The organism is Streptomyces sp. OZ13 (assembly GCF_052068155.1).
Lineage (GTDB): Bacteria > Actinomycetota > Actinomycetes > Streptomycetales > Streptomycetaceae > Streptomyces.
Genome location: NZ_JBQHCZ010000005.1, coordinates 255801 through 276675, shown reverse-complemented (window position 1 = coordinate 276675; position 20875 = coordinate 255801). Strand labels below are relative to the sequence as shown.

Below are 20875 nucleotides of genomic sequence, written 5' to 3'. Positions count from 1 at the left end.
CTCAGCTGCCTCCCAGCCTCAGCACGGAGGCGGCGGTGCGGGCCAGGATGCAGACGTCCTGCCACAGCGACCAGGTGTCGATGTAGTGGTTGTCGAAGCGGGCGCGTTCCTCGATGGACGTGTCGCCGCGCAGGCCGTGGATCTGCGCGAGCCCGGTGATGCCGGCGGGCATCCGGTGGCGTGCCTGGTAGCCGGGATGGACATGGCTGAACTTGGCGACGAAGTAGGGGCGTTCCGGCCGGGGGCCGACGAGGCTCATGTCGCCCCGCAGCACGTTCCACAGCTGCGGCAGTTCGTCGAGGGAGGTGCGGCGCAACAGGCTGCCGGTGACGCTCATCCGCCGGTCGGAGGCCACGCTCCAGCGCGTGGCCGACTCGTGCTCGTCGACGGGCGGGATGGTGCGGAACTTCAGCAGCACGAACGGCCGTCCGTCCAGCCCGATCCGCTCCTGCCGGAAGATGATTCCGGGCCCGTCGAAGAGACGGACGGCGAGGGCGCAGAGGGCCAGTACGGGCGCCGCCGCGACGAGGGCGACAGCGGCGAGGCACACGTCCATGACCCGCTTGCCCACGAGGGCGAACGGCCGGCGCGTCCCGTCCAGCGGTCTGACGGGAAATCCCCACAGGTGGTCACCGCCGGATGCCCGCCGAGGCGTGCCGGGCTCCGCGGGCGTGCCGTCGACCAGCCACACACGGCAGCCGTGCCGGGCGAACAGGCGGAGCAGCGCGGCGCTCTCCGCACCGGTCCCCGGCGGCCGGGTGAAGACGGCGTGCCCGACGGCGTTCTGGATGACCGCGCGGCTGACGTCCTCCGGTCCGACCAGGACGGGCAGGGCCGGCAGGCCCGGCCCGGCCGGCCCGCCGGTGTCGACCTGCCCGACGGGCCGCATCCCGTATTCGGGGTGCCCGTACAGCGCCGCGGTGACCTGCTGGGCGACCGGCCCGCGGCCGACGACGAGCGCGGACCGCGGCCTGCGCGCGGCCGACCGCCGGCGCGCGTGGTGGACGGCCGCCCTGCCGGCGCAGGCGAGCAGCGTCTGGCCGCAGGCGGCGAGGGCCGGTGCGGCCGGGACGACGCCGTAGTGGGGGCCCTGGGCGACGAAGGTGGCGGCGAGGGCGTACCACTGGAGCATCGCGAGCCCGAGGAGCGTGGGCAGTTCGGCGAGCGCGGACGGCGACAGCCTGTGCCGGTAGAGGCCGCGCCAGGTGTGCAGCACGCCCTGGAGGAGCACGAGCGGCACCGCCGACGCGGCCGGCCAGGGAGCCGTGGGCCACAGCAGGGCCGGTGCGAGGGCCAGGGTGACGACGGCGGCGGTGGCGTCGGCCAGGAGCAGCGCGGTCGGACGTTCACGGCGGGCGGAGAGGCGGTGCGGACGGACGGGTGGACGGCGTTCCGCCGTGCGGCGTGGCGCGTGGACCGAGAGCGCCGGGCGGCGGGCGGCCGTCGCCGGGGCGCTGTGGGGAGCGGGGGCACTCTCCGTCGTCATCGTTCGCTGCGCTCCCTCGTCAAGGGTCGGTGCGGGCTCAGTAGTTCCTGGTACAGGCGCAGGACGGCCGCTGCCGTCCCGCGCACGTCGGACGTGGCCCGTGTGTGCTCCTCGGCCCGGCGGCCCAGGTCGTGACGGAGCGCGGGATCCGTCAGCAGCCGGACCAGCGTCGCGGCGAGCGCGGGCGGGTCCTCCGGCGGGACCAGCGCGTACGGCTCCTGACCGGGCGGCAGGCTCTCCCTCGCGCCGCTGACGTCAGTGACCACGACGGGCAGCCCGCAGGCCATCGCCTCCAGCGGGGCGAGCGCCATGCCCTCCCAGCGCGAGGGCAGTACGGCCACGTCCGCGGCGTGCAGCCACGGCCGGGTGTCGGCGCGGTCACCGGCGAAGAGCACTCCCGGCGGTGCGCCCTGCCGCAGCGCCTCCCGGTCCGGCCCGTCGCCCACCAGTACGAGCCGGGAGCCGGGGACCGCCCCGGCCACCTCGCCCCAGGCCCGCAGCAGCACGTCCTGTCCCTTCTGCCGGCACAGCCGGCCCACGCAGACGACAAGGGGCGTCCGCGCGGGCATACCGTCCAGCTCCGGCAGAAGGGCGCGGGCCTCCTCGCGGCCGCGGCTGCCGCGAGGGGTGAAGTACGTCAGGTCGATGCCGTTGGGGATCACGGACCAGCGGGCACGGATGCCCGCTTCTTCCCCCGCGCGGCGCTCGCCCTCGCTGACACAGAGGGTGCGGGTGCTCCAGCGCGAGCCGTGGCGCTCCCAGGTAAGGGCGAGTTCGGCACTGCGCCCCCGGACGGCGTCGAACGACCAGGCGTGCGGCTGGAAGACCGTCGGTACCCGGCCGCGTACGGCGAGCCGCCCGGCGAGCCCGGCCTTGGCACTGTGCGCGTGCACGATGTGGGGTGCGCCGGCCCGGATAAGCCGGGTGACGGCACGCACTTCGCTCGCGAGCCGCGGACCCGGCTCCCGCCCGGCCGGCCATGGATGCACCTGTGCACCGGCCTGTGCCGCCAGGTGAGGAAGCCGCCCCTGCGGAGGGCAGGCGACGACGGTCCGGATGCCCTCGCGGACCTGTGCCCTGACCAGGTCGGTGACGACCCGCGCGACTCCCCCCTCCACCGGCTGAACCAGGTGGAACACCGTCATTCGGCTTTTCTCAGTCCAGTTTCTTTGCAGCACGTACGGCCTTCTTCGAACGCGGTGGACTGTGGGTGCGTGAATCAGCGGCGCGCGTCGGCCTGCACGAAGAGAGCGCCGAGGAAATGCCCGTTGGCTTCGGCGCCGAAGCGGAACGTCAGCGAATGGGCGCCGTTCGTCAGGGCGGGCCGGATGTCGAACACGTCCGAGTCGTATCCGAGCGTGTTGACGTGGGCGGGCTGCCGTCCCTTCACCGTGGTGCCGAAGTCGGCAATGGTCGAATTCATGCCGTCGTCGGCCGGATTGGCGAGGTCGTCGATCAGAAGCGGTCTCCCGTCGCCGGCCCGCACGCTCACCGAGTCGCCGCGCGCGCCGCGGTCGCCGTCGTAGGCGACGAGCCCGGCACGTCCCACTGATCTTGGCCCGATCCGCAGGCCGGCGAGTGTCACGGAGTGCTGCCCGCGCCCGGGGCGGACGCTTTCGAAGCCGTCCCACAGGACGAGTTCGCGCAGGGGTTCGGTGTCCTTCTCGTAGGCCACGACCATGGTCCAGCCGCCCCAGGCGCCTGCCTCGGAGTGGCCCATCGCCACGTTGATCTGGGCGACGGTCCAGTAGCCGGTGCCGCCGCTGCGCACCAGGGGCGTGATGTCGGCGGACGCGTGGTAGGCGTCGCTGCCGTCCGCGTCGCGGTGTGCGATCTGGGTGTCGGCCAGCACCTCCTTGTACTCACCGCCCGGTTCGGCGATCAGGACACGGCCGTTGTCCTTCGGGGGTTTCTGCTCTCCGACGCGGAGGTTCCCGCCCCAGTACAGGCGGGCGTAACGCACGCGGGAGTCCGCCGGCAGGGCGAGGCGTGCCCGGCTCGAGTTGTACGTGTTGGGGTCGTCGTCGAGGTCGACGTAGAACATGTCGTAGTCGCCGTTGGCGCCCTGCGCGCCTCGCTGAAGGGACGAACAGGGCGCTGCCGAGCGGCTGTCGGCGCTACGGCAGGTGATGGCGGAGTTGGCGGCGCGGACGATCCCGCCGTGGTGCACCGCGTGGTAGCGCTGCGTGAAGGGGATGCCGGATGCTTCCGGCGGCGTGGGGGCCGGGGCCGCCGCGGCCGTGAGCGGAGCGGCCGAGAACGCCGTGCAGAGCAGTGCTCCCAGGACGCCTCGTGCGGCGAAGCCCGGCGACTCCGGCATGGGTGGCTCTCCATTTTCGATCAAGTCGACAAAACAGGAGTGCACTTTGTCAGAAAGCTAGTTGGAAATCACGCTGGACGCGCATGTACGGCCATTTGGCTGCCATCTCATTCGCCTTGCATACGGCCCTGTCACACATGACGGCAGCGTTGGGCCGGTGCGAACGGAGCCATTACATCGAGTGATCCGGCAAAACCCTTTCTCCGTTCGGTCGTTGAGCGAAACTGCCTGCGAGCGGGGACCCGTCGCGCCGGACGCCGGAGAAAGGCCGGGATGCGGGGTTTCCCGTACGTCCACGGCTCGTTACCCCTGTCGACGGCGGAGAACCCGCCGGGGAAAGGGATTCGAAAAGATGAAGTACTCGAAGGCTGCCGCGATCATTGCCGGTTCCGTGGCGGCGCTGGGGGCGGCCTCTCCCGCCTTCGCCGCCGGTTCGGCGGGCATGCCGCCCATGAGCCTCAACGGCGGCGTCGCCGAGGTGGTGTCCTCGCTCCCGGACATGGAGACGGTCGAGGCGGGCCCCACGGTGAACGAGGTCGCGGGCAGGGCGAGCGAGCTCAACAACGTCAAGGGCGACGCCCCGGGGCAGGTGCTGAAGACCGCCGGCTCGCTCACGCCCATGCTGGGCGGCGTCTCCCTGGGCGGCTGACCGGGCAGGACGGTTCCGCAGCCACGGGGGCGGCCCCGCCGACGACGCGCGGCGGGGCCGCCCTCGCCTGTCACCTGCGGAACACCGTCTCGCGGACAGGGCCGTTGGAGTGAATCGCAAGAACCAAACGCAGCCGCTCCCGGTTGTCCAGGGCGCTCCATCGGCGGGCACCCAAGCAACAGAAGGACAGAAAATGCTGAAGAAGGTTACGGCTACGGCAGCGCTGGCGCTCTCCGTGGCGGCCGCCGGCGCATCCATGGCGCCGCAGGCGATGGCCCTCGGCAACGACGGCGGGACCAACTCGCTGAGCGGCAACGGCGCCACCCAGAGCTACGGCAACTCCGCCACGTACGGCAAGATGAGCCCGCAGCTCAGCCTGGTCCAGGGCTCCCTCAACAAGCCCTGCGTCGGCCTGCCGCTCAAGGCGAACGTCGGCTCCCTCGTCGGCGCCATCCCGGTCGCCGTCCAGGACGTGCCGATCCTGTCGGCCCCGCAGAACCAGCAGTGCGTCGAGAACTCCACCCAGGCCAAGGGTGACGAGCCCCTCTCGCACCTCCTCAACGACATCCCGGTCCTGTCGGGCAGCGGCTCGGCCGTCGACTAGTCGCACCGCACGACGAAGGACCCCGGCGGCCGCGGGCCGCCGGGGTCCTTCGTCGTCACGCACCGCCTCAGGAGGTCCAGAAGTCCCACCAGCGGGTCAGGATCAGCATGCCGACCACACCGGTGTGCAGGACCGGCGGCACCCACCCGAACTCGTCGAGGAAGCCGCGCAGCCAGGCGGGCGCGGGCAGCAGCCGGTGGCGGACGTTGTGCGCGGTCACGGCCCAGAACATGAAGATCGTGGCGACCCAGGCGAGGGAGCACCACAGGCACAGCGCGTTGATCTCGTACAGCGACTGGTACTGCAGCCAGGTGCAGAAGCCGACGCCGAAGCCGCAACCGGCGTTCAGGCCCAGCCAGTAGGCCCGGCCGAAGCGTGCGCCTGCCAGCAGCGCCATGCCGATGCCGATCACCACGGAGTACGTCGCCAGGCCCAGCATGGGGTTGGGGAAGCCGAAGACGGTCGCCTGGTCGCTCTCCATGACGCTGCCGCAGGAAACCACCGGGTTGAGACTGCAGCCGGGTGTGAAGCCCGGGTCCTCGGCGAGCTTGATCTTGTCGGTCATGATGACCCACGCCGCCAGCAGCCCCGCCGCGCCCGTGATCACGAGCAGCCTGGCGAGGGCCCGGCTGCCTCCGACGCCCTCCTTGACGGCCCGCCGCCGTCCCTTCTCCTCGGCGGACACGGGCCCGGTCGCCAAAATTGTCATATTGAATTCACCGATCGGATAGCTTGCAGGGTCGCCAATTGTGCACCAGTCCCGATCCACATTGCGGCATTCGGGTGAATGCCCGGAACCAAACGGCGCAGATGCAGTTGATCAGTCTGCTCCTCGTTCGAGCGTTCATAGCGAAAAGGGACAAGTAAGTGATCAAGAAGATTCTGACGACGGCCATGGTCACGGCTTCCATGGCGGGTGCCGGCGCAATGATGGCCCCGCAGGCTCTGGCTCTCGGCAACGACGGGGGCACCAACTCGGCGAGCGGCAACTTCGCCTCTCAGGAGTACGGCAACTCCGCCACCCACGGCGACATGAGCCCGCAGATGAGCCTCATCCAGGGCTCGCTCAACAAGCCCTGCATCGGCCTGCCGGCCAAGGCCAACGTGGGGTCCCTCATCGGCCTCATCCCGGTTGCCGTCCAGGACGTGCCGATCCTGTCGGCCCCGCAGAACCAGCAGTGCGTCGAGAACTCCACCCAGGCCAAGGGTGACGAGCCGCTGTCGCACATCCTCAGCGACATCCCGGTCCTGTCGGGCAACGGCTCGGCCGTCGACTAGTCGCACCTTCCCCGGTACGCCCCCGAGCGCGCAGCGCGCCCGGGGGCGCAGCCTTGCCCGGAACAAATGAGCAGCGGCGTCACGGAATTTCGGGAGCGAAATCCGGAACACGGTTCGAAGAATGAATCATGAGGCATACGAGTGACTTTTCCATTCACCGGCCTCGGGGTGGGTTCCGAGCGGGAAACGAATCGTTACTAGTTCTGCGGTGACGCACGCCTGCACAGAATCCGGCAGCGTGGCGCGAAGGTCGTGGCTACGCATGGTGTCACTGCTGAGAGGATCGAAATGAAGCACATGAAGGCTGCAGCAGTCGTCGCGGGCATCATCATGGCCCTGGGCAGCGCGGCGCCCGCCATGGCCGACTCGGGTTCCGACGGCCTCGCCGCCGGCTCGCCGGGCCTGCTCTCCGGGAACGTCATCCAGGTCCCGGTCCACGTCCCGGTCAACGCCTGCGGCAACGCGATCAGTGTGATCGGCCTGCTGAACCCGGCCGGGGGCACCGGCTGCGCCAACGTCTGACACTTCGGGCCGGCGCCGACGGCGCCGGCCGGCAGGGCCCCGGGTGCGCCATCGCCCCGGGGCCCTGCCATGTCCGCCGCCGGGTCAATCGGCCCGGGCGCCCTCCACGCCGGCGCCGTGACGGGCCCGCGTCCCGATGACGACGGTGGCGTCCAGGTCCTCGCAGACGGCCACCTGCGCCTCGAGTCCGTGGCGGGTGAAAGCGGCCACGGTCTCGGGCGCCTGCCGCTCGCTGGTCTCGATGAGCAGGGACCCGCCGGGCGCCAGCCACCGGCCGGCCCCCGCGGTCACCCGCCGCTGGATGTCGAGCCCGTCGGCGCCGCCGTCGAGAGCCACCAGGGGCTCGAAGTCACGGGCCTCCGGCGGCAGCAGCCCGATCTCGCCGGTGGGTACGTACGGGGCGTTGGCGATGAGCACGTCGACCCGGCCGGCCAGCGCGGGCGGCAACGGATCGTAGAGGTCCCCCTGATGGACCCGGCCGCCGACGGGTTCGACGTTGCGCCGGGCGCACCGCACGGCGGCGGGCTCGATGTCGGCGGCGTGCAGTTCACCGGCGCCGACGGCGCGCAGCACCGCCGCGCCCAGCGCTCCGGAGCCGCAGCACAGGTCGACGACGACGGGGCGGGGCGGGGCCAGGACGACCGCCCGGCCGACGAGGAACTCACTGCGGCGACGGGGCACGAAGACACCGGGGTCGACGGCCACGCGCACGCCGCGGAACTCGGCCCAGCCGAGCACGTGCTCCAGAGGGAGACCGAGGACGCGCCGCTCGACCATGGCGGCGAGTTCGCGGTGGTCGCGGGCGGCGGCGATCAACAGATCCGCCTCGTCCTCGGCGAACACGCAGCCCGCGGAGCGGAGCGCGGAGACGACGGAGGAGACGGAGGAAGGGGACGGGTACAGCTCGAAGACCGACATGAAAGCCTTTCGGGGGCACCGACGGGGGCGCCCTCGCGGTCACCTGTGCCCGGTGGACCGTACGGCTGTGGGAGAGAGCGCCCAGCCTGCTGCTGCGGGAATGGGTCTCACCTCCTCGGTCGTGGCACCGCTGCCGGATCGCCGGAAGCACTGCTCGGGCGAGCCACCTTACCGGAAGGTGACGAGGGCAACACCCATGCGACCGACCGCCGGTTTCACAGGCGTCCGGCCTTCCTCGCCCCGGTTTCGAAGGGGCCGCGACCGTGCCACCCGGTGAGCAACAAAGCAGACATTCACGCCGTGCTCCCGGTGGCCCAAAACACGGAGCGATCAGCGTTATGCGCCCGTAAGCTCACAGACATGCAGGTGATCCAGTCCACGAAGCTCGCGAACGTCTGTTACGAAATCCGGGGCCCGGTCCTCGAGGAGGCGATGCGGCTCGAGGCAGCAGGTCATCGCATCCTCAAGCTGAACACGGGCAACCCGGCCGCCTTCGGGTTCGAGTGCCCGCCGGAGATCCTCGAGGACATCCTCCGCAACCTCAGCACCGCCCATGGTTACGGCGACGCGAAGGGGCTGCTGTCCGCACGGCGGGCGGTGATGCAGCACTACCAGACCAAGGGCATCGAGCTCGGCGTCGAGGACATCTATCTGGGCAACGGCGTCTCCGAGCTGATCCAGATGTCGATGCAGGCGCTGCTCGACGACGGCGACGAGGTACTCGTACCGGCGCCCGACTATCCGCTGTGGACGGCGTCGGTGTCGCTGTCCGGCGGCACGGCCGTGCACTACCGGTGCGACGAGCAGTCCGACTGGATGCCCGACCTCGCCGACATCGAGCGCAAGATCACCGACCGCACCAAGGCGATCGTGATCATCAACCCGAACAACCCGACGGGCGCCGTCTACGACGACGAGATGCTGCGCAGCCTCACCGAGATCGCCCGGCGCCACAACCTGGTCGTGTGCTCCGACGAGATCTACGACCGGATCCTGTACGACGGCGCGACCCACACCCCCACCGCCGCGCTCGCCCCGGACCTGATGGTCCTCACCTTCAACGGGCTGTCCAAGAACTACCGGGTGGCCGGTTACCGTGCCGGCTGGATGGCGGTCTGCGGTCCCAAGGCGCACGCGTCCTCGTACATCGAGGGGCTGACGATCCTCGCCAACATGCGGCTGTGCGCCAACATGCCCTCGCAGCACGCGGTGGCCACGGCGCTCGGCGGGAGGCAGTCGATCGAGGAGCTCGTGCTGCCGGGCGGCCGGATCCTGGAGCAGCGGGACGTCGCGTACGACCTGCTGACGCAGATCCCCGGGGTGACCTGTGTGAAGCCGAAGGGGGCGCTCTATCTGTTCCCGCGGCTCGACCCGAAGGTCTACAAGATCAAGGACGACCGGCAGATGGTGCTGGACCTGCTGCGCGCCGAGAAGATCATGGTCGTCCACGGCACGGGCTTCAACTGGCCGGAGCCGGACCACTTCCGGATCGTGACCCTGCCGACGGCGAAGGACCTGGCGGACGCAGTGACCCGGATCGGCACCTTCCTGGACGGATACGGACAGCCGTAGGGCGCCGCCCACGGGACTCCCGAAGCCACTCAACTTTAGACTCGATCCAATGTAGGATGGTCTCCTGACTGTGAGCAGGAGGCCATCCCCATGTACGAGCCGATCCGCACCAAGTCGGTCCACTCGATGGCCGACGAGGCGCAGTACCCCCACCGCAGCCGCGAGGAGGAGCTGGACATCCAGTTGGCCGGTCACCTCGCCGCGCTCCTGGCCGTGACCGACGAACTGGGCCTCGACCGGGCGGCGGACGCCATCGCCGAGCAGGTCTCGAGGCTCCGTGGCGCGCCGCCGGCCCGCCACGCGGGCCTCAGCGGCGCCGACCCGGCAGACCTGCACCGGCGCGCTCTCGCCCTCGCCGGCCGCGCCCTCGTCGTCGCCGCGTCGCGCGCGGACACCGCCGCCGCGATCCTCTCCGCCGAGCGGATGGACGCGCACACCGCCGCGCTCGAGGACAAGCACCTGGTCGGCGCCCCCTGACGGCCCCGGTCCACCCCCGCGACCTTCGGCGCGGGACGTGCCCCCGTCCGGGGAGGCTGCGGACCGGGTGCCACTTGTCCGCGTCGAGCCGGCCGGGGTGGTGCCTCGGTTTCTTCGGCGCACTCGCCGTACACCTCGCGGTTCGGCGGGCGCATCACGCCCCGCCCTGTCAGACACTCACAAGTTCTTTCGAACCCAGCTTGCCCAACGCGAATTTCAGGTTGCGGGTCACGCGCTCGCGCTGTTCCTCGGGCAACTTGCCGCCTTCGAGGAGCCGTTCACAGCACTGCTTCGACTCCTCGTACTCCCCCACCCAGTAGGCGGAAATGGCGAGTTCGTCGAGTGCGCGCCATGTGTACCAGTCACGGTCGACGAACAGAATGTCGGTCGGGAACGGGATCCGCGCCGCCTGCTTCGCGAAGAGATGGGCGAGCGGCCAGCGTTGACCTTTGACTCGGCAGTAGCGCGCCAGGTTGCCGAGGGCCTCGGCGCGCGACGGGCGGCTCTCGTGCGCGCGCAGATAGCGGTCGATCACCTCGGACGCCGGCCGGTCGACGCTCGCGGCGAGCCGGGCGGCGTTGAGGTGGGCGCAGAAGACCTCCTGGGGCCAGCCGCCCATGGCCGCCCTGCGCTCGTAGACGGCGATCGCCTTCTCCGGTTCACCGGCATCGCGCCAGCTCTGCGCGAGGTAGAAGACGTAGCGGGCGTTGTCGGGCTCGTCGATCAGGCCCTGGGTGAGGATCTCGACGTCACGCAGGTACTTCGCCCGCTGGCCTTCCTTCAGGCGCGCGCCGCCGCTCAGGGTGAGAATGTTGGCGCCCTTGAACGTCCCCCGGCTGTACGGCTTTCCACATTCGATGTACTCGTGCAGCACGCCGACATACCGCCAGGGCAGCCGGGTCGAGACGAGCGCGGGACGCCAGTGGATCATGGTTCCGTGGTGCAGCGCGACGCTGTAGGCGTCGTGAGTCAGCTTCGGCATACGGAATCCGGGCTCCACCTCCATCACGTCGTCCGCGTCGATGAACAGCAGGTAGTCCGCCTTGCCGCGGGCGAGTTCGATCGCCTCGCTCCGGCTCTTGTCGAACCCCTTCCAGGGGCGTTCGTAAAGGGTGCCCGGCACATCGGCGAAGGTGTCGCGAATGACGTCCTGAGTTCCGTCTGTCGAGCCTGTGTCGACGATGACCCAGGTGTCGATCAACGGGCGAACGGATTCGAGGCAGCGTCGGATCACGTGCGCCTCGTCCTTGACGATCATGTTGAGGCAGACCGTTTTTTTCACTGGTCCCATCCAAAGATCGGGTCTACGACTTCTTGCGCTGAAGGAGGGTGACGGTCAGACCGCTGAGGCGGTCCGTACCGAAGGTGGTGTATGCCGCACGCAGCGCCATCTGCTGGCTCAGGGGGACGGTGTCGAGGGGATCGGAAGCGTTGCCCGGGACAACCACCCAGATCCGGCTCTCGCCCTTGAGGCATTTGACCGACCTCTTGCAATAGACCGGAGCCAGTTCGTTGTTCTCGGCCGCCGTTCGGTCGAGGAACACCTCCCGTGGCTTCACGTCGGCCGGGAGGTAGTAGCGGACTCCCTGGTCGAGCATCCATGGAGCACCCCTGACGTAGACCACTCCGTCACCCGAGCGGTAGTACTTCTCGATCGTCCGGGCGGCTCCCGCGTAGTCCGCGTTGTGCGGCACGTCGTGCTGGAACTCCCCTCGCACCCTGCGCTGGTCGGGCAGTACGAGCAGCGCGAGTACGGTCAGAGCCGCGCCGGCCGTCCTCCAGGACCGCGTCACCGCGGCCAGTCCCGCCCCCGCCAGTACCGCCCAGGCCGGGACGGTGAACATGGCGTACTGGTAACGGAAGTAGGAGATGTCCCCGTGGGACGCCGCCCAGAGGATCAACGGCGGCAGCACAGCCACCGTGGCACACAGCACAAGGGCGTCGCGGCGTTCCCTGCCCGCCATCGCGGCCAGAGTGATGACCACTCCGGCGCACAGGGCCGAGGCGAACACCTGAGGCCAGATCTCGACCAGCCCCCACGCGTCCGGCTCGGGGACCCAGAAGATCTGGCGGGAGGCGTGCGACAGGCCCAGCACGACGACAGGAGCGGTACCGACGGCGCCGGCGAGAACCGCGACGCAGAAGCGCCAGAAGACCCCGTGCTCCTGTCGGGCGCGGAGGGCGACCGCGATCAGATGCCCCGGCAGAATGCTCAGCGCGATCAGGTGAAGCAGCCCGACGAACACCAGACACAGGGCATATCCGGTCCAGCGACCCCAGCTACGGGGTCTGTCCAGCGCCCGTAGCAGCAGCAACGTCGCCAACGTCGCGGCCATGACCACCAGGGCGTAGCTGCGCGCCTCCTGACCGAACCGGCTCACGACGGGAATCAGGGCGAAGAGCAGCCCGGCGCACATCCCGGCCCGCCGGCCGAAGAGCCGGCACCCGATCAATGCCACGAGAGCGGCAGTCGCGCTCATGGCCAACGCGGAGGGCATGCGCAGGGCGGTGTGCGAGTCCCCGAAGGCCCCCATCCACCCGTGCATCAGGAGGTAGTAGGTGGCGTGCACGGCGTCGACGTTGTGCAGCAGGCCCAGCACCTGGTCGACGCTACGGGTGCCCACGTCCCAGGTGACCAGTTCGTCGGTCCCCAGTTGCGGGGTGTTGATCGAGTGGGCCGCGAGCGTCAGTGTGGTCAGCGCCGGCCACAGCCACAGGCCCGCCTGCGCGAGTGAAGAGCGGCGCCGCGCGGCCTTCGGCTCGACCTCTGCGTCGGTCTCGGTCGGACGGATAAGAGTCGTCACGGGACAGTGATAGCGCTGACATGGCGTCCTGCTGTGTCAGCCACGGAGAGGAACGCCATTGTTCGCCTGATCGGCTCCGCGAGGCGACACATATAAACCGGATCATTCAACCGGTCACCCGATCACCCGCTGCTTTCACGCATCTCGCCCGCAGACCGAACAGGCACATAAACGACGGGCAAATCAGCCTGGTTGAAACGGCAAGGGTTGCTAGTCCATTGTGTTGACTCATTCTGCGTGCCTCTCAAGCGAATTGCTTTCTTCACCGAATGATGCCCTGGGGAGCGGCTGAGCTCCCCCCAGTTCGACAAGGAGCAATTCACATGAGTCCTGAAAACAGGACCCCCGGCGGCTTCGGTCCGCTTCCGCAGCGTGGCAGGTGGCTTGTCGGCGGTGCGATGGCATCGGTGACCCTGCTGATGCTCGGCTTCTCCGGCAGCGCGGTGGCGGTCGGCATGACCCCGCAGCAGGCAGGCCCGGCGTACGAGTCCTCTGAAGGGGACGACTGCAAGGGCGACGGGTACGACCTGGAGCTGTCCCGCTTCCTGGGTCCGATGGGCGACGACTTCGACCTCGGCCACGGCGACAAGGACAAGGACAAGGACAAGTGCAAGGTCGGCCCCACGGGTGACACCGGCCCGAAGGGCGACACCGGCGACACCGGCCCGAAGGGCGACACGGGCGACACCGGCCCGACCGGACCTGGCGGCGGCGACACGGGCCCGACCGGCGACACCGGCGACACCGGCCCGAAGGGCGACACCGGCGACACCGGCCCGAAGGGCGACACGGGCGACACCGGCCCGGCTGGGCCGTGCGTCGACGTGGACGCCTACCGGCCGAGCAACGCGGTCGACCTGAAGGCGGTGCTGAGCGACGACGTGGCGTACGCGGGAATCCGCAACCTCACGGGCACCGAGCCTGGCCCCTTCATCTGGTACGACCTCACTGACGACCCGGGGACGGGCTTCCCTCCGAACCCGTGCGCCATCTCCATCGCCAGCCAGACCAACGCCGCGGGCGGGGTCTCGATCCAGGTGCTGACCACCGAGGGAGAGGTCTTCGAGACCACCTGTGAGGTGGGCGTTCCCGGAGATCCCTTCGTGCTCGACTGCGACGAGGTCTGGACGGAGCTGACCACGCCGACCCCGGGTGACCCGCCGGAGAACGGCACCGCGACCGCTCTCAACCGTGCCCCCGGCGCCGAACTGAACCACCGCGCCAAGGACATGAAGTAATCCCGGACCGGTAGCGATCGATACATGTGCCGTGCCCGGCGCCGACCGGGCACGGCACACGCATGTCCGGCTCAGCGCGTGACGAACACCGTCGCCGACGCCTCGCTGCCGGTGTGCAGATCGTCGCCTCCGTACGACACCGTGTACGTCACTTCGCGCCGTGCGCGCGGCAGGTCCTTGACCGTGAACGTGCCGTCGGCCGCGACCGGCACCGAGGACAGGGTGCCCGTGCCCAGCCGGTCCGTGCGCTCGACCGCGAGCGTGGCGCCGGCGGGGAGTGCGCGCCCCTGAGCCGTCAGTTTGCCGGTGATCACGACACCGGAGCTCATCGGCGCCTCCGCCGGGGCGGTGAGGGAGATCGACGTCGGGGCCTTCGCCACGTCGATCGTGAGCGAGACGTCCTCGGCCGGCCGGTGGGTGAGGTCGCCGAGGAACGAGACCGTGTAGGTCGCGCTGCCGACGGCGTCCGGCACGTCCAGCACCGTGAAGGTCCCGTCCGCCGCGACCTCCGCCTCGGCGAGCTTGCGCGTGCCGTCGGCCGTGGTGCGTACCGCGCTGACCCTGACGGGCTCGGCCGGCGCGGTGCCGTCGAGTTCGAGGCGGCCGCGGATGCCGACCGGTTCGCCGACGACGGCCTGTCCCGGGGTGTGGGTCAGCGCGCCGGAGAAGCGGGAGTCGTACTGGGCGGCCGGGGGCTGCACGATGTGCAGCCAGAAGGCGTTGCCGTACGCGTTGGTGGTGACGGCGAACAGCCGGGAGCCGTCCTTGGACCACTCCAGGCCGCGCGGGACGACGCGGCTTCCGTCGAGGTCGCCCTCGAAGGCGAACTCCATCGCCGTCGTGCCGTTCGCCGGGTCGGCCGGCTGGATCAGCAGGTCGGGGGTGCTGCCCGTGGCCGAGGCTCCGCGCGCCACGTACTTCCCGTCGCCGCTGAAGGCGACGGCGGACGCCGTCGCGCCCGTGGGCAGCGGCTGGTAGCCGGGGCCGGCGTCGCTCAGGTCGCCGGAGTTCAGCAGGCGCGTGCCGTACGCGGCGTCGGCGACCGCGAGCCGGCTGCCGTCCGCGCTGACGGCGATGTCCTTCAGGTCCAGCGCGCCCTTGCCCTCGGCGTCGGCGAAACGGCGGGAGTCACCGCGCACGGGGGTGTCGCCGGAGGTGTCGAACGACGTGAGGAACGGGTCGGGCGAGACCGGGCCCTTGGCCTGGCCCATGAACAGCCGGTCCGCCGCCCCGTCACCGGTCGCCAGCAGCAGCTTGCCCGCGGCGTTCCAGTTGGTGCGCGTGTGCACCCCGCCCACCACCGAGTCCAGGTCGGTCCGGTTCTGGTCGCAGTAGGAGTCGCTGGACGCGGGGGTGGTGGTGTGCCAGCGCTTGGTTCCGGTGACCGCGAGTTCCCGGCCGCAGTAGTCCTGGTAGACGCCGGTGCGGCCGGTCTCCTGAAGGGTCAGGGTGTCGTAGGCGAAGACGCCTTCGCGCTGGCCCACGTACAGGGTGGCCGCGTCCTCGCTCAGCGCGAGACCGGAGGCGCGGGTCTCGGTGGTGAACGAACCGACCCGGTGGCCCTCGAAGTCGTAGGCGACGACCACACCCCCGTACAGGGCGGCTGTCGACTTGTCGGAGATGAAGACGCGCTGGTTCCGCGAGTCGACCACCATGTCCGAGAACGAGGAAGCGGGCAGCTTCGCCACCACGTCGGACGCTTCCGCCGCGTGTGCGGCGGGCGCCGCGAGGACGAGCCCCGTGCCGCCGACCGCGAATGCGGCCACCATCGCGGCAAGACGTCTCACGTTGTACTGAAAAGCGCTCAACTGTGCCCCCCACAGGCTCAATTCACGTTCATCGTCGAACATGAAGATCCCATGGAACATGTGAGCGATGCGTGTGCACAAGGCGCCGCGCCTGAACATCGAGAGACTTCGGCCCCCGGAGCCTGAGGGGGCTCCGGGGGCCGTTCACGCGTGACGGGTCGTTCGTGACCCCCACTGGTCAGGGCGGATGTCGGGGCGCCCCGCCACGCGGCCTACGGGGTGGCTCAGCCGAGGCGGGCCACCAGTGCGCGGTACTCGTCCCACAGCTCCTTGGGCGTGTGGTCACCGAAGGTGTTGAGGTGCTCGGGAACCAGAGCGGCCTCCTCGCGCCAGACCTCGGCGTCGACCTTGAGCAGGAAGTCGAGGTCCTCCTCCGGCATCTCCAGGCCCTCGGTGTCGAGCGCGTCGCGCGTCGGCAGGATGCCGATCGGCGTCTCGACGCCCTCGGCCTTGCCCTCGAGGCGCTCCACGATCCACTTCAGCACGCGGCTGTTCTCGCCGAAGCCGGGCCAGACGAACTTGCCGGCGTCGTTCTTGCGGAACCAGTTCACGTAGTAGATCTTCGGCAGCTTGGACGCGTCCGCATCGGCGCCGACCTTGAGCCAGTGGGCCATGTAGTCGCCCATGTTGTAGCCGCAGAACGGCAGCATGGCGAACGGGTCGCGGCGCAGCTCGCCGACCTTGCCCTCGGCGGCGGCGGTCTTCTCGGAGGCGACGTTCGCGCCCAGGAAGACGCCGTGCTGCCAGTTGAAGGACTCGGTCACCAGCGGGACCGCGGAGGCGCGGCGGCCGCCGAAGAGGATCGCCGAGATCGGCACGCCCTTCGGATCCTCCCACTCCGGCGCGGCGATCGGGCACTGCGAGGCCGGGACGGTGAAGCGGGCGTTGGGGTGGGCGGCCGGAGTCGGGGACTCGGGCGTCCAGTCGTTGCCCTTCCAGTCCGTGAGGTGGGCCGGGGGCTCCTCGGTCATGCCCTCCCACCACACGTCGCCGTCGTCGGTGAGCGCGACGTTGGTGAAGACGGCGTTGCCCCAGAGCGTCTTCATGGCGTTGGCGTTGGTGTGCTCACCGGTGCCGGGCGCGACACCGAAGAAGCCCGCCTCGGGGTTGATCGCGTAGAGGCGGCCGTCCTCGCCGAAGCGCATCCAGGCGATGTCGTCGCCGATGGTCTCGACCGTCCAGCCGGAGATCGTGGGCTCCAGCATGGCGAGGTTGGTCTTGCCGCAGGCGGACGGGAACGCGGCGGCCACGTACTTGGACTCGCCCTGCGGCGGGGTGAGCTTGAGGATCAGCATGTGCTCGGCGAGCCAGCCCTCGTCGCGGGCCATGACGGACGCGATGCGCAGCGCGTAACACTTCTTTCCGAGCAGGGCGTTGCCGCCGTAGCCGGAGCCGTAGGACCAGATCTCACGGGTCTCGGGGAAGTGCGAGATGTACTTGGTGGAGTTGCACGGCCACGGGACGTCGGCCTCGCCCTCCGCCAGGGGCGCGCCCAGCGTGTGGACGGCCTTGACGAAGAAGCCGTCCTCGCCCAGTTCGTCGAGGACGGCCTGCCCCATGCGGGTCATGGTGCGCATGGACACGGCGACGTACGCGGAGTCGGTGATCTCGACGCCGATCGCGGACAGCGGCGAGCCGAGCGGGCCCATGCAGAAGGGCACGACGTACATCGTGCGGCCCTTCATCGAGCCGCGGAAGATCCCCTTCTCACCGGCGAAGATCTCCTTCATCTCCGCAGGCGCCTTCCAGTGGTTCGTCGGGCCGGCGTCCTCCTCCTTCTCGGAGCAGATGAAGGTGCGGTCCTCGACGCGGGCGACGTCGGAGGGGTCGGACGCGGCGTAGTAGGAGTTGGGGCGCTTGATCGGGTCCAGTTTCTTGAACGTGCCCTTGGCCACCAGCTCCTCGGCCAGCCGCTCGTACTCGGCCTCCGAGCCGTCGCACCAGACGATGTTGTCCGGCTGCGTGAGAGCTGCGATCTCGTCGACCCAGGAAATGAGCTCCTGGTGATTGGTGGGGACGCTGGGAGCCGCGATGTCGCGCGCCACGATCGCTCCTAAGTGAGGGTTTGTTTGGTTTGTGCCCCGTGGGGGCCGCGACCCGGATGCTTCGTACCTACTTTTGGCTGGCGCTCATCCGGTGCCGACCGCACTCATCTGATCATCGGTGCCGAATGCCCATATGTCCAGAGGCCCTCTCACGTGAGCATCGCCACTCGTCACTGTTACCTACGGTTGCGTAGGTAACATTCGGGCATGACTGCAGCCATGCCCGACGTGACCGAGATGGACCCGCCCCCGGTGAAACCGCGGCTGCGCGGGTGGCTGCACGCAGGAATGTTCCCCGCCGTGGTGATCGCGGGAATCACCCTCACCGCACTCGCGGACTCGACCAAGGCCAAGATCGCCTGCGGCGTCTACGTGGTGACTGCCTGCCTGCTCTTCGGCGTCAGCGCGCTCTACCACCGCGGCAACTGGGGCCCGCGTGCCACGGCCGTGCTGCGCCGGCTGGACCACGCCAACATCTTCCTGATCATCGCGGGCACCTACACGCCGCTCACGCTGCTCCTGCTCCCCTCGTCCACAGGGCGGGTGCTGCTGTGGGCGGTCTGGGTGGCCGCGGTGGCCGGGATCGCCTTCCGGGTGTTCTGGGTGGGCGCACCGCGCTGGCTGTACACGCCCTGCTACATAGCGATGGGCTGGGCCGCGGTGTTCTTCCTGCCCGACTTCCTGCGCGAGGGCGGCATCGCCGTGCTCGTACTGGTGGTCGTCGGCGGGCTGCTCTACAGCGCGGGCGGCGTGATCTACGGGCTCAAGCGACCGAACCCGTCACCGCGGTGGTTCGGCTTCCACGAGGTGTTCCACTCCCTCACGCTCGCGGCGTTCATCGTCCACTACGTGGGGATCTCCCTGGTGGCGTACCAGCACTCCTGAGCCGGGGTGCCCGGCTCAGGACCACAACCAAATATTGACGCTCACCTCTTTTTGAGAGTTACTGTCACTTGACACTGACTCTCCGAAGGAGGTGCGTCATGTCCGCACCCGACGCCCGGCGCTGGTGGGCACTGGCAGCGATGGTCGCGAGCCTGCTCGTCCTGGGCTTCGACATGACCATCCTGAACGTGGCCCTGCCCGCCATGGCGGAACAGCTCGGCGCCACCACAGGGGAGCAGCAGTGGATGGCGGACGGCTACATCGTGGTCTTCGCCGCCCTGATGCTCCCCGCCGGGCTGATCGGCGACCGGTTCGGCCGCCGGCGGATGCTGGTGACGGGCCTCGGCGTCTTCCTGGCCGGCTCGGTCGTCGGCGCCCTCGCCGACGACGTCACCACCGTCATCGCCGCACGCGCCGCCATGGGCGTCGGCGCCGCCTTCGTGATGCCGCTCGGCATGGCCGTCGTGCCGTCGCTGTTCGCCGGCCGGGAGCGGGCCAAGGCCGTCGGTGTCGTCACCGCCGCCTCCGCGCTCGGCCTGCCGCTCGGGCCGGTCGTCGGCGGCTGGCTGCTCGACCACTTCTGGTGGGGCTCCGTCTTCGTCGTCAACATCCCGATGGTCGCGATCGGGATCACCGCCTGCCTGTTCCTGCTGCCGGAGACCCGCGACCCCGCGGCGCCCCGGGTCGGCGTCCTTTCCACGGCGCTGACCGCAACCGGTCTCGGCGCGCTGATCTACGGGATCATCGAGGCACCCGTCCGCGGCTGGACGGACCCGGTGGTCCTCGGCGCACTCGCCGCCGCCGCGGTGCTGATCGCGGCCCTCGTCGTACGGGAGAGGCGCACGGCGCGGCCCATGCTCGACATGGCTCTCCTCGCCGACCGCTCGTTCCTGCTCAACACCCTGACCGTGACCCTGGCGATGTTCATGCTCTCCGGGCTGATGTTCGTGCTCCCGCCGTACCTCCAGGCCGTCCTCGGGAACGACGCCTTCGGCACCGGGGTGCGGATGCTGCCGCTGATGGGCGGGCTGATCGTCGCCGCGAAGGGCAGTGCCCCGCTGGCCGAGCGGTTCGGCGCCCGTGCCGTGATCACCGCCGGGCTCGTCGTCCTCGCCTTCGCGGGGTTCCTCGGCAGCCGCGTCACCGCGGAGAGCGGCTACGGCTTCACCGCGCTGTGGCTGTCGGTCGCCGGGCTCGGCTTCGGCTTCTCGATGGTGCCCGCGATGACGGCCGCCATCGACACCCTGCCGCCGGACCGCGCGGGCTCCGGCTCCGGGCTGCTGACGACCGTACGCCAGGTCGGCAGCGCGATCGGGATCGCGATCGTCGGGTCGCTGCTGGCGGCCGTCTACGAAAGCCGGCTGCCGGCCGGCGCGCCCGATGCGGCCGGGGACTCCGTGGTCGCCGCGCATCTGCTGGGTGACCCGGCGCTCACCGCGGCGGCGGACGCCGCGTACGCGAGGGGCATGGGTGTGGTGCTGCTGGTCTCCGGGATCGCCGCGCTGATCACGGCGCTCCTCGCGGCGGCCCTGCTGCCGAGGACGGGGAGCACCGTGGCCGCCGTGACCCCGGACGTGGCCGGGGCGACGGCGGATGCCCGACAATGACGACCATGGCCGCCACCGCACCTCTCCCGTTCGAACAGCACCAGCCCCCGATGGGGCTGCGGGAGCGCAAGAAGCTCAAGACCCGTATCGCGATCCGCAAGGCCACGTACCGGCTGATCGCCGAGCAGGGGTACGACGCGACCACGGTCGAGCAGATCGCGGCGGCGGCCGAGGTCTCTCCCTCCACGGTCTTCCGCTACTTCCCCACCAAGGAAGACATCGTCCTCACCGACGAGTTCGACCCGGTCATGGAAACGGTGCTGCGGACGCGGCCTGCGGACGAACCGCCGCTCGAGTCCCTGCGGGTCATCCTGACCGACGCCGTCGCCGCGATCCTCGAGAACGAGCCCGAGGAGATGCAGCTGCGCACCCGGCTCATGCTCGAGGTCCCCGCCCTGCGGGCCCGGATGACCGAGACGATGGCCGAGACCTCCCAGCTGCTCGCCCGCCCGATCGCCGACCGGGCGGGCCGGGAACCGGACGACCTGGAGGTACGGGTCTTCACCGCCGCCGTCATGGCCGCGCTGCGCGAGGCTCTGATCCACTGGGGCGAGCGCGGCCGGCAGGACGACCTGGTCGCTCTCGTGGACCGCACGCTGGATGTGCTGGAGGGCGGCCTGCGGCTCTGATCGCCGGGCAGCACCGGGAGGTTCGCCCTCCGG

At 70.1% G+C, this 20875-nt stretch carries 19 protein-coding genes; 10 read left to right on the top strand and 9 right to left on the bottom strand.

Annotated elements, in window-relative coordinates; translation table 11 throughout:
• Position 1: 1 nt before the first annotated feature.
• Genes ACTMTU_RS14695 through ACTMTU_RS14685 form a run of 3 tightly spaced genes read right to left on the bottom strand, consistent with a single transcriptional unit; the run spans position 2 to position 3806 of the window.
• Positions 2-1486, bottom strand: a complete 1485-nt coding sequence (locus tag ACTMTU_RS14695) for an exopolysaccharide biosynthesis polyprenyl glycosylphosphotransferase (protein WP_441263921.1) — start codon at positions 1484-1486, stop codon at positions 2-4.
• Complete coding sequence (locus ACTMTU_RS14690) at positions 1483-2664, bottom strand: glycosyltransferase (protein WP_441263920.1); 1182 nt, start codon at positions 2662-2664, stop codon at positions 1483-1485. Before ACTMTU_RS14690 ends, ACTMTU_RS14695 begins: the two co-directional genes overlap by 4 nt.
• 41 nt (positions 2665-2705) lie before the next feature.
• A complete protein-coding gene (locus ACTMTU_RS14685; RefSeq protein WP_441263919.1) occupies positions 2706-3806 on the bottom strand; it encodes a DUF3344 domain-containing protein in 1101 nt (366 codons plus the stop codon).
• Positions 3807-4158: 352 nt separating this feature from the next.
• On the opposite strand from ACTMTU_RS14685, the gene ACTMTU_RS14680 reads away from it, so the two are divergent.
• A complete protein-coding gene (locus ACTMTU_RS14680) occupies positions 4159-4455 on the top strand; it encodes a hypothetical protein (protein ID WP_441263918.1) in 297 nt (98 codons plus the stop codon).
• 193 nt (positions 4456-4648) lie between these two features.
• Positions 4649-5059: a rodlin gene (locus tag ACTMTU_RS14675; protein ID WP_441263917.1), complete on the top strand. Its 411-nt coding sequence runs from the start codon at positions 4649-4651 to the stop codon at positions 5057-5059.
• A gap of 67 nt (positions 5060-5126) precedes the next feature.
• On the opposite strand, the gene ACTMTU_RS14670 is transcribed toward ACTMTU_RS14675, so the two are convergent.
• Entirely contained in the window at positions 5127-5768 is a 642-nt protein-coding gene (locus ACTMTU_RS14670; protein WP_441263916.1) for a vitamin K epoxide reductase family protein, read from the bottom strand.
• A gap of 158 nt (positions 5769-5926) precedes the next feature.
• Here ACTMTU_RS14670 and ACTMTU_RS14665 point away from each other — a divergent pair, with 158 nt between their 5' ends.
• Both ACTMTU_RS14665 and ACTMTU_RS14660 read left to right on the top strand, forming a co-directional pair.
• Positions 5927-6337: a rodlin gene (locus ACTMTU_RS14665; RefSeq protein ID WP_441263915.1), complete on the top strand. Its 411-nt coding sequence runs from the start codon at positions 5927-5929 to the stop codon at positions 6335-6337.
• A gap of 288 nt (positions 6338-6625) precedes the next feature.
• Positions 6626-6859 carry a chaplin gene (locus tag ACTMTU_RS14660; RefSeq protein WP_441263914.1) on the top strand — a complete coding sequence of 78 codons (234 nt, stop codon included), beginning with the start codon at positions 6626-6628 and terminating at the stop codon, positions 6857-6859.
• A gap of 84 nt (positions 6860-6943) precedes the next feature.
• On the opposite strand, the gene ACTMTU_RS14655 is transcribed toward ACTMTU_RS14660, so the two are convergent.
• On the bottom strand, positions 6944-7777 hold the full coding sequence (locus tag ACTMTU_RS14655) for a putative protein N(5)-glutamine methyltransferase (RefSeq protein ID WP_441263913.1): 834 nt from the start codon (positions 7775-7777) through the stop codon (positions 6944-6946).
• A 360-nt stretch (positions 7778-8137) separates the two neighbouring features.
• Here ACTMTU_RS14655 and ACTMTU_RS14650 point away from each other — a divergent pair, with 360 nt between their 5' ends.
• Together ACTMTU_RS14650 and ACTMTU_RS14645 are read left to right on the top strand one after the other, a co-directional pair.
• Positions 8138-9349, top strand: coding sequence for a pyridoxal phosphate-dependent aminotransferase (locus tag ACTMTU_RS14650; protein WP_005312781.1), 1212 nt, complete (start codon positions 8138-8140; stop codon positions 9347-9349).
• Between the two features lie 90 nt (positions 9350-9439).
• Complete coding sequence (locus ACTMTU_RS14645) at positions 9440-9826, top strand: SCO4983 family protein (protein ID WP_441263912.1); 387 nt, start codon at positions 9440-9442, stop codon at positions 9824-9826.
• A gap of 169 nt (positions 9827-9995) precedes the next feature.
• Here the strand turns inward: ACTMTU_RS14645 and ACTMTU_RS14640 are convergent, their stop codons facing one another.
• On the bottom strand, positions 9996-11084 hold the full coding sequence (locus tag ACTMTU_RS14640) for a glycosyltransferase (protein WP_441263911.1): 1089 nt from the start codon (positions 11082-11084) through the stop codon (positions 9996-9998).
• Positions 11085-11130: 46 nt separating this feature from the next.
• Complete coding sequence (locus tag ACTMTU_RS14635; protein WP_441263910.1) at positions 11131-12630, bottom strand: glycosyltransferase family 39 protein; 1500 nt, start codon at positions 12628-12630, stop codon at positions 11131-11133.
• 323 nt (positions 12631-12953) lie between these two features.
• Between ACTMTU_RS14635 and ACTMTU_RS14630 the strand changes: the two genes are divergently transcribed.
• Positions 12954-13868, top strand: a complete 915-nt coding sequence (locus ACTMTU_RS14630; RefSeq protein WP_441263909.1) for a hypothetical protein — start codon at positions 12954-12956, stop codon at positions 13866-13868.
• Positions 13869-13939: 71 nt separating this feature from the next.
• On the opposite strand, the gene ACTMTU_RS14625 is transcribed toward ACTMTU_RS14630, so the two are convergent.
• Both ACTMTU_RS14625 and ACTMTU_RS14620 read right to left on the bottom strand, forming a co-directional pair.
• Positions 13940-15655 carry an Ig-like domain repeat protein gene (locus ACTMTU_RS14625; protein WP_441263908.1) on the bottom strand — a complete coding sequence of 572 codons (1716 nt, stop codon included), beginning with the start codon at positions 15653-15655 and terminating at the stop codon, positions 13940-13942.
• A 245-nt stretch (positions 15656-15900) separates the two neighbouring features.
• A complete protein-coding gene (locus tag ACTMTU_RS14620) occupies positions 15901-17721 on the bottom strand; it encodes a phosphoenolpyruvate carboxykinase (GTP) (RefSeq protein WP_441263907.1) in 1821 nt (606 codons plus the stop codon).
• 207 nt (positions 17722-17928) lie between these two features.
• On the opposite strand from ACTMTU_RS14620, the gene trhA reads away from it, so the two are divergent.
• The 3 genes from trhA to ACTMTU_RS14605 all read left to right on the top strand — a co-directional run bounded on the left by trhA (position 17929) and on the right by ACTMTU_RS14605 (position 20842).
• Positions 17929-18606: a PAQR family membrane homeostasis protein TrhA gene (gene trhA, locus ACTMTU_RS14615; protein WP_441263906.1), complete on the top strand. Its 678-nt coding sequence runs from the start codon at positions 17929-17931 to the stop codon at positions 18604-18606.
• Positions 18607-18704: 98 nt separating this feature from the next.
• Positions 18705-20213: an MFS transporter gene (locus ACTMTU_RS14610; RefSeq protein ID WP_441263905.1), complete on the top strand. Its 1509-nt coding sequence runs from the start codon at positions 18705-18707 to the stop codon at positions 20211-20213.
• Between the two features lie 5 nt (positions 20214-20218).
• A complete protein-coding gene (locus ACTMTU_RS14605) occupies positions 20219-20842 on the top strand; it encodes a TetR/AcrR family transcriptional regulator (RefSeq protein WP_441263904.1) in 624 nt (207 codons plus the stop codon).
• Positions 20843-20875: the final 33 nt, after the last annotated feature.

Bases quoted from the DNA above. Each gene is read 5' to 3' on its own strand.
- ACTMTU_RS14695 (WP_441263921.1), bottom strand. From the start codon at position 1,486: ATGACGACGGAGAGTGCCCCCGCTCCCCACAGCGCCCCGGCGACGGCC.
- ACTMTU_RS14685 (WP_441263919.1), bottom strand. From the start codon at position 3,806: ATGCCGGAGTCGCCGGGCTTCGCCGCACGAGGCGTCCTGGGAGCACTG.
- ACTMTU_RS14680 (WP_441263918.1), top strand. From the start codon at position 4,159: ATGAAGTACTCGAAGGCTGCCGCGATCATTGCCGGTTCCGTGGCGGCG.
- ACTMTU_RS14675 (WP_441263917.1), top strand. From the start codon at position 4,649: ATGCTGAAGAAGGTTACGGCTACGGCAGCGCTGGCGCTCTCCGTGGCG.
- ACTMTU_RS14670 (WP_441263916.1), bottom strand. From the start codon at position 5,768: ATGACAATTTTGGCGACCGGGCCCGTGTCCGCCGAGGAGAAGGGACGG.
- ACTMTU_RS14660 (WP_441263914.1), top strand. From the start codon at position 6,626: ATGAAGCACATGAAGGCTGCAGCAGTCGTCGCGGGCATCATCATGGCC.
- ACTMTU_RS14655 (WP_441263913.1), bottom strand. From the start codon at position 7,777: ATGTCGGTCTTCGAGCTGTACCCGTCCCCTTCCTCCGTCTCCTCCGTC.
- ACTMTU_RS14650 (WP_005312781.1), top strand. From the start codon at position 8,138: ATGCAGGTGATCCAGTCCACGAAGCTCGCGAACGTCTGTTACGAAATC.
- ACTMTU_RS14645 (WP_441263912.1), top strand. From the start codon at position 9,440: ATGTACGAGCCGATCCGCACCAAGTCGGTCCACTCGATGGCCGACGAG.
- ACTMTU_RS14640 (WP_441263911.1), bottom strand. From the start codon at position 11,084: ATGATCGTCAAGGACGAGGCGCACGTGATCCGACGCTGCCTCGAATCC.
- ACTMTU_RS14630 (WP_441263909.1), top strand. From the start codon at position 12,954: ATGAGTCCTGAAAACAGGACCCCCGGCGGCTTCGGTCCGCTTCCGCAG.
- trhA (WP_441263906.1), top strand. From the start codon at position 17,929: ATGACTGCAGCCATGCCCGACGTGACCGAGATGGACCCGCCCCCGGTG.
- ACTMTU_RS14610 (WP_441263905.1), top strand. From the start codon at position 18,705: ATGTCCGCACCCGACGCCCGGCGCTGGTGGGCACTGGCAGCGATGGTC.
- ACTMTU_RS14605 (WP_441263904.1), top strand. From the start codon at position 20,219: ATGGCCGCCACCGCACCTCTCCCGTTCGAACAGCACCAGCCCCCGATG.